9 protein-coding genes are annotated in these 13,679 nt (G+C 69.3%); 7 read left to right on the top strand and 2 right to left on the bottom strand.

Translation table 11 applies throughout. From position 1 onward, the window contains the following. The 4 genes from ACFVTD_RS06745 (at window position 1) to ACFVTD_RS06730 (ending at window position 6,131) form a co-directional block, all read left to right on the top strand. A complete protein-coding gene (locus ACFVTD_RS06745; RefSeq protein WP_387559949.1) occupies window positions 1-2,214 on the top strand; it encodes a molybdopterin oxidoreductase family protein in 2,214 nt (737 codons plus the stop codon). After that, the gene (locus ACFVTD_RS06740) at window positions 2,211-3,770 is read left to right on the top strand and encodes an FAD-dependent oxidoreductase (protein WP_387559946.1); all 1,560 of its coding nucleotides are present in this window, start codon (window positions 2,211-2,213) and stop codon (window positions 3,768-3,770) included. The genes ACFVTD_RS06745 and ACFVTD_RS06740 overlap by 4 nt, the downstream gene beginning before the upstream one ends. Window positions 3,771-3,895: 125 nt before the next feature. Then, complete coding sequence (locus ACFVTD_RS06735) at window positions 3,896-4,531, top strand: hypothetical protein (protein ID WP_387559943.1); 636 nt, start codon at window positions 3,896-3,898, stop codon at window positions 4,529-4,531. A gap of 142 nt (window positions 4,532-4,673) precedes the next feature. Continuing rightward, window positions 4,674-6,131, top strand: a complete 1,458-nt coding sequence (locus ACFVTD_RS06730) for a benzaldehyde dehydrogenase (RefSeq protein WP_387559940.1) — start codon at window positions 4,674-4,676, stop codon at window positions 6,129-6,131. A 69-nt stretch (window positions 6,132-6,200) separates the two neighbouring features. Here ACFVTD_RS06730 and ACFVTD_RS06725 read toward each other — a convergent pair whose 3' ends face one another. Continuing rightward, window positions 6,201-7,616, bottom strand: a complete 1,416-nt coding sequence (locus ACFVTD_RS06725) for an NAD(P)H-quinone dehydrogenase (protein WP_387559937.1) — start codon at window positions 7,614-7,616, stop codon at window positions 6,201-6,203. Window positions 7,617-7,720: 104 nt separating this feature from the next. On the opposite strand from ACFVTD_RS06725, the gene ACFVTD_RS06720 reads away from it, so the two are divergent. After that, window positions 7,721-8,539 (top strand): purine-nucleoside phosphorylase, encoded by an 819-nt coding sequence (locus ACFVTD_RS06720; protein ID WP_387559934.1) that lies wholly within the window; start codon window positions 7,721-7,723, stop codon window positions 8,537-8,539. A 57-nt stretch (window positions 8,540-8,596) separates the two neighbouring features. Continuing rightward, window positions 8,597-10,345, top strand: coding sequence for a phospho-sugar mutase (locus ACFVTD_RS06715; protein ID WP_387559931.1), 1,749 nt, complete (start codon window positions 8,597-8,599; stop codon window positions 10,343-10,345). A 51-nt stretch (window positions 10,346-10,396) separates the two neighbouring features. Here the strand turns inward: ACFVTD_RS06715 and nirD are convergent, their stop codons facing one another. After that, entirely contained in the window at window positions 10,397-10,777 is a 381-nt protein-coding gene (gene nirD / locus ACFVTD_RS06710) for a nitrite reductase small subunit NirD (protein ID WP_387559928.1), read from the bottom strand. Between the two features lie 259 nt (window positions 10,778-11,036). On the opposite strand from nirD, the gene nirB reads away from it, so the two are divergent. After that, window positions 11,037-13,679 (top strand): nitrite reductase large subunit NirB, encoded by a 2,643-nt coding sequence (gene nirB, locus ACFVTD_RS06705; protein ID WP_387559925.1) that lies wholly within the window; start codon window positions 11,037-11,039, stop codon window positions 13,677-13,679.

Here is a 13,679-nt window from a genome sequence, read left to right as displayed (position 1 = left end):
ATGACCAAAAGCGCCGACACGCACTGCCCCTACTGCGCCCTGCAGTGCGCCATGACGCTCACGTCCCCGGCGGACCTGGCCCCGGCTTCGCAGCCGGGGCCAGGCTCCGCTCCTGCCACCCCCACCGCACCACCGGCCCTGGACGTGGCCGGCCGGGACTTCCCCACCAACCGCGGCGGCCTGTGCCGCAAGGGCTGGACCTCGACCACGCTCCTGAACCATGCGGGCCGGATCACCGAGCCCCTGCTCAAAGGGGCTGACGGCATCCACCGACCCATCGGCTGGGACCAGGCCCTGGACCTCGCCGCCGCGGCAGTGCGTGACGCCCGCGCCCGGTACGGGGCGGACGCCGTCGGCGTCTTCGGCGGCGGCGGCCTTACCAATGAAAAGGCCTACCAGCTGGGCAAGTTCGCCCGGCTGGCGCTGGGCACCTCCCGGATCGACTACAACGGCAGGTTCTGCATGTCCTCAGCGGCCGCAGCGGGAATGCGCGCCTTCGGCGTTGACCGCGGGCTGCCGTTTCCGCTCGAGGCCTTGGACACCGCCAGCGCCATCCTGATGCTCGGCTCCAACGTTGCCGAGACCATGCCGCCGTTCGTCCAACACCTGCAGGGAGCCCGCGACGCCGGCGGGCTGGTGGTGGTGGATCCCCGCCGCTCCGCCACCGCGGCCTTCACGGCCGACGGCGCCGGACTCCACCTCCAGCCCCTTCCCGGCACCGACCTCACCCTGCTGCTGGGCCTTTCGCACGTGGTCATCCACGAGGACCTGGTGGACACCGCCTACCTCCAGGAGCGCACCTCGGGCTTCAGCGCCGTCGTCCGCAGCGTGAACGCCTTCTGGCCTGAACGCGTCCAGTCCCTCACCGGCGTCCCGGCGGACCTGATCCGCGAAACCGCCAGGATGCTTGCCGCCGGCGCCCGCAATGGCGGCAGCTACATCCTCACCGGCCGCGGCGTGGAACAGCACGTGGACGGCACGGACACCGCCACGGCGGCCATCAACCTCAGCCTCCTGCTGGGCCTGCCCGGCTCCGCCCGCAGCGGCTACGGCACCCTCACCGGCCAAGGGAATGGCCAGGGCGGCCGCGAGCACGGCCAGAAGGCCGACCAGCTGCCCGGCTACCGCAAGATCACCGACCCCGCCGCCCGCGCGCACCTCGCCGCGGTCTGGGGCGTCCCGGAGGACCTGATCCCCGGCCCGGGCCTTCCCGCCGTCCAGCTGCTGAAGTCGCTCGGAAAGGACGACGGCGTCCGGTGCCTTTTCGTGCATGCGTCCAACATCGCGGTGGCGGCACCCGACGCCAACGCCGTCATCAAGGGGCTGCGGAGCCTGGACTTCCTGGTGGTCTGCGACTTCTTCCTGTCCGAAACCGCTGCGGAGGCGGACCTCATTCTCCCTGTCCTCCAATGGGCCGAGGAGGAAGGCACCCTGACCAACCTGGAAGGCCGCGTCCTGCGCCGCCGCCGTGCCATCTCCCCTCCCGCCGGCGCCCGCAGCGAACTCTGGATCATGGCCCGCCTGGCCGAGCGCCTGGACGCCCCCTCCACCTACAGCGAGGACCCGGAAACGGTCTTCGAGGAGCTCCGCCGGGCTTCCGCGGGCGGCCTGGCCGACTACTCCGGCATCGACTACGCCATGCTGGACCGCGGCGAGGCCGCCTACTGGCCCTACCCCGCGGGCAGTACCGGAACGCCGCGGCTGTTCCGGGACGGCTTCGCTCACCCCGACGGAAAGGCCGTCATGGTCCCGGTGGCGCCGCGCCGCCGTCGTACTCCCGCAGCAGAAGCCGGCGGGCACGCAACAGAACCCGCCGGCACAGCCATGACCCTCATCACCGGCCGCCTCCTGGAGCACTACCAGTCAGGGGCCCAGACCCGCCGTGTTCCCGAGCTGGCCGCCGCGCAGCCCGAGGCCAGGATGCAGCTCCACCCCGGGGCGGCCGAAGCCATGGGCATCGGTGCCGGAACGCTGGTGTCGGTGTCCAACGGGCGCGGCGAGGTGGTGTGCCGGGCGGAACTCAGCACGGCCATCCGCCCCGAGACGGTCTTCCTGCCCTTCCACTTTCCCGGGGCTGGGAGCGCCAACCGGTTGACGGAAGCGGCGACTGATCCGGTCTCCGGGATGCCCGAGTTCAAGTTCAACACCGTATGGGTCCGGCCCGTGGCCGCACCCGAATCCGCCCGCATGCTGCAAACGACGGAGGCCTCATGAGCGAGCAGATTGTCATTGTGGGATTCGGTCCCGTGGCCGCCCGGCTGGTGGACGAGCTCCTGCCAGCCGTTCGCAGCGGACACGCCAGGCTCACGGTAGTGGGCCAGGAAGCCGAGGCCGCCTACAACCGTGTCCTGGTGGCCGATCTGGGCGTGGGCCGGACCACCGCCGACGCCCTGGCGCTCGCCGACAGCGCCGAACTGGTTGCGGAGGGCGTGGACGTCCGGCTGGGTGTGCGGGTCAAGCGCGTGGACCGGGCGCGGCAGCAGGTGGCGCTGTCCGACGGCGGGTCAGTGCACTACGACCGGCTGGTGTTTGCCACCGGATCCCGGCCGGTGATCCCCAACCTCACCGGCATCAACCCGGACCCGGCCTCCCCCGTGCTGCCTGCCGGCGTCACGGCACTTCGGGACCTGCGCGACGCGGAGGTGCTGCGGCAGGCGGTGGACGGCGGCCAGCGCGTGGTGGTCCTGGGCGGCGGCGTCCTCGGCCTGGAGACGGCGCTGGCGGCCGCGGAGGAAGGCGCCACGGTCACCGTGGTCCATAACGGCCCGCACCCGCTGGGCCGCAGCATCGACCGCGGCGGCGGAGCCGTCCTGGCTGCCGGGCTGCGCCGCTGCGGCGTCCGCGTGGCCGGCAACGCCCGGTCCACCGGCGTTGAGCACAACGCGCACGACGGCGGGTTCTCGGCTTTGCTGCTCGACGACGGGTCAGCGATCGACGGCGACCTCCTGGTCATCTCGTGCGGCGTCCGTCCGCGGACGGAGCTTGCCGAGGGGTGCGGGCTGTCCACCGGCACCGGGATCCTGGTGGACCACCGGCTGCGGGCGCACCACGAGCCGCATATCTTCGCCATTGGTGACTGCGCCGAGGTCCGCTGCCCGGATCCCGGCTGCGCCGCGTGCCGGAACGCCTCCGGGCCGTCCGGGCTGGTGGGCCCGGGCTGGCGGCAGGCCGAATGGCTGGCCGGCTACCTCACCCTGTTGGCCGAGGGGGCGGAAGCGGACGCCGAAGTGCTGCCCGCGCTGCCGCCGGAACAGCCCGGCGTCGTGGTCCTGAAGGCCCGGGGCATGAACATGGCCGTGGCCGGGGACAACGCTGCCGAGCCGTGGGACGAGGAAGCCCTCACGGCCGGAGCGGTCAACGGAAGGCCGCGCCTGCAGGTGTCGCAGTGGGCCGATCCCGAGCACGGCCGGTACGTCAAGATGACCACCCGGGGCGGTGTGCTGGAAGGCCTGGTGGCGGTGGGCATGCCCCGGACCGCGGCCGAACTGGTGGGGCTGTTTGAGCGGGGTGCCGAGCTGCCCGCCGACCGGTCGCTGCTCCTGCGCCTGGATGGACCGGACCAGGTGCCCGGGGGCGGAGCTGCCGACCCCGCGGGCACCGTATGCCGGTGTGCGGGGGTCAGCGGGGCGGCCATCACGGCGGCGGCCTCTGACGGCTGCTCCACGGTGGCCGAGGTTTCCAAAGCCACCCGCGCCGGAACCGGGTGCGGTGGCTGCCACGAGGACATCAAGGGGCTCATCGAACGGCACTTCTCCCCAGCCTTGCCCTAACCTCGCAAGCCCGGCCAGGGAATCCGGCGGCCGCGGCATAGCAACTGCGGGGCTTTGGCCCCTTGGTACGGGGACTCCACAGGGCTTGAATGGTCACGGGATTCCACCGGCCCCAGGAGGCACCGATGTCCTTGCCCATCGTTCTGGCGCTCGCAGCCGTGGTGGCTGCCGCCGTGGCCGGGGTGCTCCTTGTCCGGGAGAAGGATCCGCAGCGCCGGGCCCGTGCTCTGGTGAAACTGGGCGCGGTGCTCATGACGGTCTTCACCGTGGCCGCTGTGGCTTTCATCGGCGGCTACGCCATGGACCAGCCCGGCGGCACGGCCGGCCTGGTGGTGACCCTGTCCTGGTTTGTGCCGATGGTGCTCCTTGCGGCCCTCGCCGGGTTCCGGCCGGCCGCGGCCTCTCCCCTGCTGATGGCGCTGGCCGTGGTGCTCGTCGCGGTCTGCGTGTGGTTTGACCTCGATCCCGCGGCGGCCCGCAGCGTCCAGGATTCGAACGGGCCTGTGGTGGCCATCGGCGTTGTCGCCCTGGCCTTCCCGGCCGCTGTCCTGGGTTTGAAACGGTCAGGGCGGGCCGGCTGGCTGCTGCTGGCCATTGGCACGCTGCCGCTGCTGACCACCGTTCTTGGCCGGTCAGGGCCTTTAGCCTCGCTTGCCGCCGCCACCGTGGTTCCGCTGATCGTCGGCATTGCCTACCTGGTGGCCGCGCGGCTGGCCCGGCGGGACCCGGCATCCCGGAATACGCTCCCGGCCTTGGCCTAAGATTCCCACGGATACCGCTGCCCCTATTTTCCGTCCAGGCCCTTGACGGCGGCGTCCGCACGGCATGTGATGGACGGGACTGACCCGCGCGCCCATCTTCGGGGCCGGACGGCTGACGCCCGGATCTACGAAAGGACCTCCCATGTCCCTGCTCGACTCCGCCCTCTGGGAAGGCAAGATCTACCTCAACGGCTGGCGGGCGGGAGGCGGTGGTACCGGGACCAGCATGGAACCGGCTACCGGTGGGAAGCTGGGCAGTTACGGCATCGCGTCCGTGGCGGACGTCCGCGAAGCGGCAACCGCCGCCGCAAAGGCACAGAAGGAATGGGCTGGCCGCAACCCCGAGGACCGGGCTGCGGTGCTGCGCCGCGCCGGGCAGCTCTGGGAGGAGTATGCCGCCGAGGTCCAGGACTGGATTGTCCGCGAATCAGGCGGGATTCCGCCCAAGGCAGCGCTGGAAACACATATCGCCGCCAACGAATGCTACGACGCCTCGGCGCTGCCCTCGCTCCCTGCCGGTGACGTCCTCACGTCCAACGAGAACCGTTGGTCCTTCGCCCGGCGCCGACCGGTGGGCGTCGTCTCCGTCATAGCACCGTTCAACTTTCCGCTGATCCTTTCCATCCGGGCCGTGGCCCCTGCCCTGGCGCTTGGCAACGCCGTGCTGCTCAAGCCGGACCCGCGGACCGCGGTGTGCGGCGGCGTGACAGTGATGCGGATCTTCGAGGAGGCCGGACTTCCGCAAGGCCTGCTTTCCCTGCTGCCCGGCGGCGCGGACATCGGAGCCGCCGTGGTCGAAGCCCCCGAGGTCCGCGTGATCGCTTTTACGGGCTCGACGGCGGCCGGCCGGAAGATCGGCGAGACGGCCGGACGGCTGCTCAAGCGCGCCCACCTTGAACTCGGCGGCAACAACGCGCTCATCGTGCTCCCGGGCGCCGACCTGGCCAAGGCGGCCTCCGCAGCGGCGTTCGGCTCGTTCATGCACCAGGGCCAGATCTGCATGGCTGCCGGACGCCACATAGTGCACGAGGACATCTACGACGACTACGTCGCCGCGCTGTCGGAGAAGGCCGCCCACCTGCCTGTGGGAGATCCGAAGAGCGGCACCGTGGCGCTGGGTCCAGTAATTGATGAGCGCCAACTGCAGCGGGTGGACGGGATCGTCCAGGACGCGGTCCAGGCCGGCGCCCGGCTGGCCGCCGGGGGAAGCCACGACGGCCGGTTTTACCAGCCCGCCGTACTGGTGGACCTGGACACCGACAGTCCTGCCTGGAAGGACGAAATCTTCGGCCCGGTGGCCCCGGTCATGAAGTTCTCCACCGTGGATGAGGCCGTGGCGCTGGCCAACGACAACGAGTATGGTCTCTCGATCGGGATCCTGGGCGACGTCGGACTGGCGATGACCATCGCCGACCGGCTTGATTCCGGGAAGGTCCACATCAACGAACAGACGGTCTCGGACGAGGCGAACTCCCCCTTCGGCGGCACGAAGAACTCAGGCAACGGCTCGCGGATCGGCGGACATCACGCCAACATGGAGTCGTTCACGGAGATCCAGTGGCTCACGATGCGCCCGGACATCGCCCCGTACCCGTTCTAAACCGCTTTCCACCCGTACAGGAACGGCCCGGACTTTCATAGAAATTCCCGGCCGTTCCTGTGCGGGCCCTTACATGTGGACGTGCAGGCGGCGCGCGGCCTCGGAAATGGATCCGGTGAGCGACGGGTACACCGTGAAGGTGCTCGCGACGTCGTCGACGTGAAGCTTCTGCTTGACGGCGATGGAAATGGGGAAGATCAGCTCCGAAGCGTTGGGGCCCACCACCACGCCGCCGATCACGGTGCCCGAACCCTTCCGCGCGAAGATCTTCACGAACCCGTCCTTGGCGTTGCGCATCTTGGCGCGGGCGTTGCTGCGCAGGGAGAGCTTGATGATGTCGGCCTGGTACTTGCCGGACTCGATCTCGGCCTCGGAGACGCCCACGTTCGCGATTTCGGGCGAGGTAAAGATGTTGGACGCCACCTGGTGGAGCTTGAGGGGGGTCACGCCGTCGCCCATGAAGTGCGCCACAGCGATGCGGCCCTGCATGGCAGCGACGGAGGCGAGCGGCAGGACGCCGGTGGCATCGCCGGCGGCGTAGATGTTCGGGGCCGTGGTGCGGGAGACGCCGTCGACCTTGATGTGGCCGCTGTCGCTGACGGCAACGCCGGCTTCCTCCAGGCCGATGCCTGCGGTGTTGGGGATGGAACCGAGGCACAGGAGGCAGTGGCTGCCGGTCACCTGGGTGCCGTCGGAAAGGGTGACCACCACGCCGTCGTCAGTGCGTTCCACGCTCTGGGCGCGGGAGCGGGACAGGACCCGGACCCCGCGGCGTTCAAAGACTTCCTCCAGGACCACGGCGGCGTCGACGTCCGAGCCCGGCAGCACGCGGTCGCGGCTGGAGACCAGGGTGACCTTGGAGCCCAGGCCGTTGTAGGCGGACGCGAATTCGGCGCCGGTGACGCCGGAGCCCACAACGATGAGCTCCTCGGGCAGCTCGTCAAGGTTGTAGATCTGGGTCCAGTTCAGGATCCGCTCACCGTCCGGGCGTGCCGTTTCCAGCTCGCGGGGGTGCGCGCCGACCGCCAGCAGGATGGTGTCGGCCTCAACGGTCTCGGATCCGTCCGCGGTCAGGACCTCGATCCGGTGGGTGTCCAGGAGCCGTCCGGAGCCTTCGATGATCCGTACGCCCTGTTTCTCCAGGCCGTCGCGGATGTCCCGGGACTGGTTGCGGGCCAGGTTGAGGAGGCGGTGGTTGATGTGCTTGAGGTCGGCGTGCATCACAGGGACGAAGTCGCCGCCGTCGACGTCGAACTTCACTCCCAGCTCGCCGGCCTCCGCCACGCGGGTCATCAGGTCAGCCGTGGCAATGAGGGTCTTGGAGGGGACTACGTCGGTCAGCACCGCGGAGCCGCCGAGCCCGGCACGCTCGATCACGGTGACCGTTGCCCCCAGTGAGGCAGCCACCATGGCAGCTTCGTATCCGCCGGGACCACCTCCCAGGATTGCGATCCGGGGGGAACTGAAATCTGGATGCGTAGTCACAGTCATCCATTCTCTCCCATTGGCGGCCCGACCACCAAGAAATCAGGCTGCTTTCCGGGCCTGCCGTGACCAGGGCAACAGGGGCGGCAGGATAACTTGTACTGGTGAGTACAACAGACTTCCTGAACACCGACCCGTTCGCCGCCGCCCGCGCCGCCGCGGACTACATCGCGGAAGAAACGGGCGTGGACCGCCACGACACCGCGCTGGTCCTTGGCTCCGGGTGGGGCGAAGCCGCCGACCTGATTGGCGAGACCACCGCCACCCTGACTGCCGAGGAGGTTCCCGGCTTCCACGCCCCTGCCGTGGAAGGCCACGTTGGCACCATCCGGTCCATCCTGACCAAGGAAGGGAAGCGCGCCCTGGTCCTGGGCGCCCGGACCCACTACTACGAGGGCAAGGGCGTCCGCGCCGTGGTGCATGGCATCCGCACTGCGGCGGCCGCCGGGTGCAGCACCCTGGTCCTGACCAACGGCTGCGGCGGCCTCAACGAGGACTGGGTTCCGGGCACCCCGGTCCTGATCCGCGACCACATCAACCTCACCGCCGCCTCCCCGCTGGAAGGTGCCACCTTCGTGGACCTGACAGACCTGTATTCGCCCAGGATCCGCGGGCTGGCCCGGGAAGTGGACCCCACCCTGGACGAGGGCGTGTACGCACAGTTCCCCGGCCCCCACTACGAAACCCCTGCCGAGGTACAGTACGCCAAGCGGATCGGAGCGGACCTCATCGGAATGTCGACGGCGCTCGAGGCCATTGCCGGGCGGCACGCCGGCATGGAGGTGTTCGGCATTTCGCTGGTCACCAACCTTGCCGCAGGCATCAGCCCCCAGCCGCTCAGCCACCAGGAAGTCATCGAATCCGGCCAGGCAGCGGGGCCGCGCATTTCCAGGCTGCTGGCCGGCATCATCGCCCGGCTCTAGCGGGTCAGGCGCCCGGGGTGCGCCACGCGGGCGGGCAATGACGATAGCGTTATGCCCATGACGTCTTCCGATGCCGAACTTCGCCTGCTCACCGAAGCCCGCGAATGGGCTGCCCAGGACCCGGATCCCGCAACGAAGGCGTCGCTCCTTGAGCTGGTCCGCCTGGCGGAGGATGGCGATCCGGCAGCCCGGCAGGAACTGGAGGACAGTTTCCGCGGCCCACTGCAGTTCGGCACCGCAGGACTGCGGGCGGCGCTTGGGCCCGGGCCGAACCGAATGAACCGCGTGGTGGTGCGCCGCGCTGCCGCCGGACTTGCGGCCTTCCTGGTGGACGCCGTGGCCAAGGCTGCCGCCGGCACCCGGCCCCGCGCCGTCGTCGGCTATGACGCCCGCCACAACTCGGACATCTTCGCGGCGGAAACCGCTGCGATCTTCACCGCGGCCGGCATCGAGACGTTCGTCCTGCCGGGAGCCCTTCCCACTCCCCTGCTGGCCTACGCCGTCCGCGCCCTGGACTGCGACGGCGGCGTCATGGTCACCGCCAGCCACAACCCGCCACAGGACAACGGGTACAAGGTGTACCTGGGGCGGCACGCCGTGCCGGCAGATGGCGCCGGCGCCCAGATCGTGCCGCCGTACGACGCCGAAATCGCCGCGCGCATCAGCGCCGCGGGGCCCTTGGAGTCCATCGCGCTGGCAGCGGATGGCTGGACCATCCTGGGCGGCTCGCTGGCCGCTGATTACCAGCGGTCGACGGCGGCACTCGCCATGCCGGAGCGCTTTCCGGCACGGGACCTCCGGATTGTCCTGACCCCGCTGCACGGCGTGGGCGGCGGAACGGCGCAGGACGTGCTGAAGGCGGCAGGTTTCACGGACGTCACCGTGGTGGCCGAGCAGGCCGACCCGGACCCGGATTTCCCCACTGTCAGCTTCCCCAACCCCGAGGAACCCGGCGCGCTGGACCTTGCCCTGGAAGCCGCGGAACGGCTGGACGCGGACCTCGTCATCGCCAACGACCCTGACGCGGACCGGGCCGCCGTGGCGGCGAAAGACCCCGATACTGGGGCGTGGCGCATGCTCCGCGGTGACGAAGTGGGGTCCCTGCTGGGCGCCCACATGGTGGCCCGCCTCGCGGACGGTGATGCCGCAGTGGAGGCTGGCGGACGCGGCGTGTTCGCCAATTCGATTGTTTCCTCGCGCCTGCTGGCACGGATCGCCGCCGCGGCCGGCTTTGCCCACCAGGAAACACTCACCGGCTTCAAGTGGATTTCCCGGGTGCCCGGGCTGGTCTACGGGTATGAGGAGGCGCTGGGCTACTGCGTTGCGCCGGAGCAGGTGAAGGACAAGGACGGCATCTCCGCAGCAGTCCTGATTGCCGAACTCGCTGCCACCGCCAAAGCCGCGGGCAAGACGGTCTTCGACACCCTGGACGAGCTGTACCTCCAGCACGGCCTGCACGCCAGCGACCAGCTGAGCATCAGGGTCGCGGACCTGGGACTCCTGGACGCCATGATGAACCGCCTGCGGGTTTCCCCACCGGAGTCCTTCGGGCAGTCGGCGGTGGAGGTCTTCACGGACCTGGCCGAAGGCAGCGCGCAGCTGCCGCCCACCGAAGGCCTGCTCTACATCACCCGGAACCTGACCCGCGTGATCATCCGGCCCAGCGGCACCGAACCCAAGCTCAAGTGCTACCTGGAAGTCATCCACCAGGTGGGTTCCGCCGCCGAACTGCCGGCGGCACGCCAGGCTGCCCGCGCCTCGCTGGACGAGGTCCTGCACGACGTCAGTGAAGCGCTGGGACTTTAACCGGGAAGGGGCGCGCCGCTTCGGCGCGCCCCTTCCTGTATGCGGAAAATCCTAGAGCTCCACCTCGACAAAGCCGTCCATGATGCGCGTCCCGTACGTTGCCAGTCGCAGGGCCGGAGAGGTAAAGCACTCGCCGGTTTCGAGGTCGTAGACCTCCTTGTGCAGCGGTGAGGAGATGGTGCGGCGGGCCCCCTTGGAGCCGAGGATGCCGCGGGCCATGACGTGGGCTCCCGTGGCCGGGTCCTGGTGTGCGACGGCGAAGACTTCGCTGGGGCCGGTGCGGAAGAGCGCCACCTGGCGGCCTGCCACCAGGGCTGCCTCACCCCATGCGGGTTCGAGGTCATCCACCATGCAGACACGGTGCCAGCCGGTCCTGAACCCGGCGGTGTCTGATTCGGCGGCGAGCGCCCCAAGTTCAAGTGTTGCCGTCATGTCCGGCTCCTTTCCCTGTGCCTGTTGTCCCTTGCGTTGGCAGCTTTTGCGGCCGTGTCCCACGCTAGGGTCCGGGTGTTTCCAAGGGGTGCGGTGAATGTGTCCGGCGCGTAAAAGAGACCTAACGCGGGCGGAAATGCGTTCGTGATGCAGAAGTTAAGTTGACGAAACAATTGGGAAACTGAGGCGAAACTGCCCCTTCCTAGGCTGGAGGCACAAGCTGCAGAGCACCGTCTGCGGCCCATGCGAAAGGCCCACAGTGACCGAACAGACTTCAAGCACAGAGACACCGCGCCGCATCGTCGTCGCCGGCGGCGGCCCCGCGGCCCACCGTTTTGCGGACGCCATGCATGCCCGTGGCCTCGACGGCTGGCATGTCACGGTCCTCACCGAGGAGGCGCACCTCCCCTACGATCGGGTGGCACTGTCCAAGGCCCTTACCGACGCCGACGTGGACCTCACCCTGGGCGCCGCCTCCATGTGGGACCACGGGTCACTGGCCCTGAAGACCGGCGAGCGCGTGGTGAAGATCAACCCGGAAGCAAAGAGCGTGGAAACCGCCGCCGGCCACAGCTACGAGTATGACCAGCTGGTGGTGGCCACGGGCTCGGATGCCGTGCGCCTGCCTATCCCCGGCGGTGAGCACGCCCACGTGTACCGGACGCTTGAGGATGTGTGGGCCATCAACAAGGCCATTGCCGAGCTCACCGAAAGGCTCGGCCGCAAGATCAACGCGGTGACCATCGGCGGCGGCCTCCTGGGGCTTGAGTCAGCTGCCGGGACCGAGCAGCTCGGCGCCACCCCCGTCGTCATCAACGGCGCGCCGTGGCTGATGAACACCCAGCTGGACGAGGGCGCGGGGCAGGCCCTGGGCCGGCTCATCGAGGCGAAGGGCTTCGAAGTCCACGGCGGCGTGTTCCCGTCCGAAATCATGACGGACGACGACGGCCAGGTCACCGGGGTGCTCATGGCGGACGACCGCATCATCCCCGCTGACCTGGTCATCGTGGCGGTCGGCGTCAAACCCCGCGACGAACTCTTCCGCGCCGCCGAGGGTGAGGAACAGGTGTTCAGCCTGGGACCCCGCGGCGGGGTGGTCATCAACGATTACTGCGCCACCGAAGTACCGGGCATCTGGGCCATCGGCGAAGTGGCGAACTTCGGCGGCATGTGCCTGGGCCTGGTGGCCCCCGCCAACACCATGGCCGAGATCGTGGCCGACCGGCTGCACGGCGGCGACGCCACTTTCCCGGGTTTCGACACCGCCACCAAGCTGAAGCTCTCCGGTGTCGATGTGGCCAGTTTCGGTGACGCCTTCGCCAAAACCGAACACGCCCTGGAGATCGTCTACGCGGACCCGGCCCGCGGCGTCTACCAGAAGATCGTCACCACCGATGACGCCAAGACCCTCCTGGGCGGCATCTTCGTGGGCGACGCCTCCCCGTACATGAGCCTGCGCCCGCTCCTGGGCCGCGAACTTCCCGCCGAGCCCGGCGCCTTCCTCTCCGCGGCGGGCGGCGGGGAGGCTCCAGAAACCGAACTTCCGGACGACGCCACCCTGTGCTCCTGCAACAACGTCACCGCCGGCAGCATCCGCGACGCCATCAACGGCTGCGGCGCCTGCGAGGGCAATGCCCCCGTCCAGGAACTCGGCGAGCTGAAGGGCTGCACCCGCGCCGGCACGCAATGCGGCTCCTGCGTGCCCATGCTGAAGAAGCTGCTGGAAACCGAACTGACCAAGTCCGGCGTCGAGGTCTCCAAGGCCCTGTGCGAGCACATTGAACTGTCCCGCCAGGAACTGTTCGACGCCATCCGGGTCCTGGGACTGACCTCCTTCGAGGAGATCATGGCCAAGTACGGCACCGGCGCCGGCTGCGACATCTGCAAACCCACCATCGCCAATATCCTGGCCAGCCAGAACAGCGCCTACGTCCTGGACGCCGGCCGCGGCACCCTGCAGGACACCAACGACCGCGCCCTGGCGAACATGCAGAAGGACGGCACCTACTCGGTGGTCCCCCGCATCGCCGGCGGCGAGATCACCCCTAAGAAACTGGGCGTGATCGCCGCGGTGGCCGAGAAGTACAACCTGTACACCAAGATCACCGGCGGCCAGCGGATCGACATGTTCGGCGCCCGCCTGGAGCAGCTGCCCGAGATCTGGAAGGAACTGGTGGACGCCGGCTTCGAATCCGGGCAGGCGTACGGCAAGAGCCTGCGCACGGTCAAGTCCTGCGTCGGGTCCACCTGGTGCCGGTTCGGCGTCCAGGATTCGGTGGCCATGGCCATCCAGCTGGAGCTGCGCTACCGCGGCCTCCGCAGCCCGCACAAGCTGAAGATGGGTGTCTCCGGCTGCGCCCGGGAATGCGCCGAGGCCCGCGGCAAGGACGTGGGCGTGATCGCGACGGCCGACGGCTGGAACCTCTATGTCGGCGGCAACGGCGGCGCCACCCCGGCGCACGCCCAGCTGCTCGCCAAGGACCTGGACGACGAAACCCTGATCAGGTACATCGACCGCTACTTCATGTACTACATCCGCACCGCCGACCGGCTGCAGCGCACGGCCCGCTGGCAGGAAGAGCTCGACGGCGGCATCAAGCACGTTGAGGACGTGGTGGTCAAGGACACCCTGGGCATCGCCGCCGACCTCGAGGCCGCCATGGCCAAGCACGTGGACACCTACGTCGACGAGTGGGCCGACACCCTGAAGGACCCGGAGCGGCTGCGCCGGTTCCGCTCCTTCGTCAACGCACCCGACCAGAAGGACGACTCCATCACCTTCGTCCCGGACGAGCGCGGCCAGATGCGGCCCGCCACCCCGGAGGAAAAAGGAAAAGTCCTGATCGGGGCCTCCATCCCGGTCCGGGCCGCCACCACGGACACCACCGGAAACGAGGCATAG

The organism is Pseudarthrobacter sp. NPDC058119 (genome assembly GCF_042884655.1).
In the GTDB taxonomy this organism is placed as follows: domain Bacteria; phylum Actinomycetota; class Actinomycetes; order Actinomycetales; family Micrococcaceae; genus Arthrobacter.
The sequence above is the reverse complement of the archived record's forward strand: the minus strand, read 5'-3'. Positions and strand labels throughout refer to the sequence as shown.

Bases quoted from the DNA above. Each gene is read 5' to 3' on its own strand.
- ACFVTD_RS06740 (WP_387559946.1), top strand. From the start codon at position 2,211: ATGAGCGAGCAGATTGTCATTGTGGGATTCGGTCCCGTGGCCGCCCGG.
- ACFVTD_RS06735 (WP_387559943.1), top strand. From the start codon at position 3,896: ATGTCCTTGCCCATCGTTCTGGCGCTCGCAGCCGTGGTGGCTGCCGCC.
- ACFVTD_RS06745 (WP_387559949.1), top strand. From the start codon at position 1: ATGACCAAAAGCGCCGACACGCACTGCCCCTACTGCGCCCTGCAGTGC.
- ACFVTD_RS06715 (WP_387559931.1), top strand. From the start codon at position 8,597: ATGACGTCTTCCGATGCCGAACTTCGCCTGCTCACCGAAGCCCGCGAA.
- nirD (WP_387559928.1), bottom strand. From the start codon at position 10,777: ATGACGGCAACACTTGAACTTGGGGCGCTCGCCGCCGAATCAGACACC.
- ACFVTD_RS06730 (WP_387559940.1), top strand. From the start codon at position 4,674: ATGTCCCTGCTCGACTCCGCCCTCTGGGAAGGCAAGATCTACCTCAAC.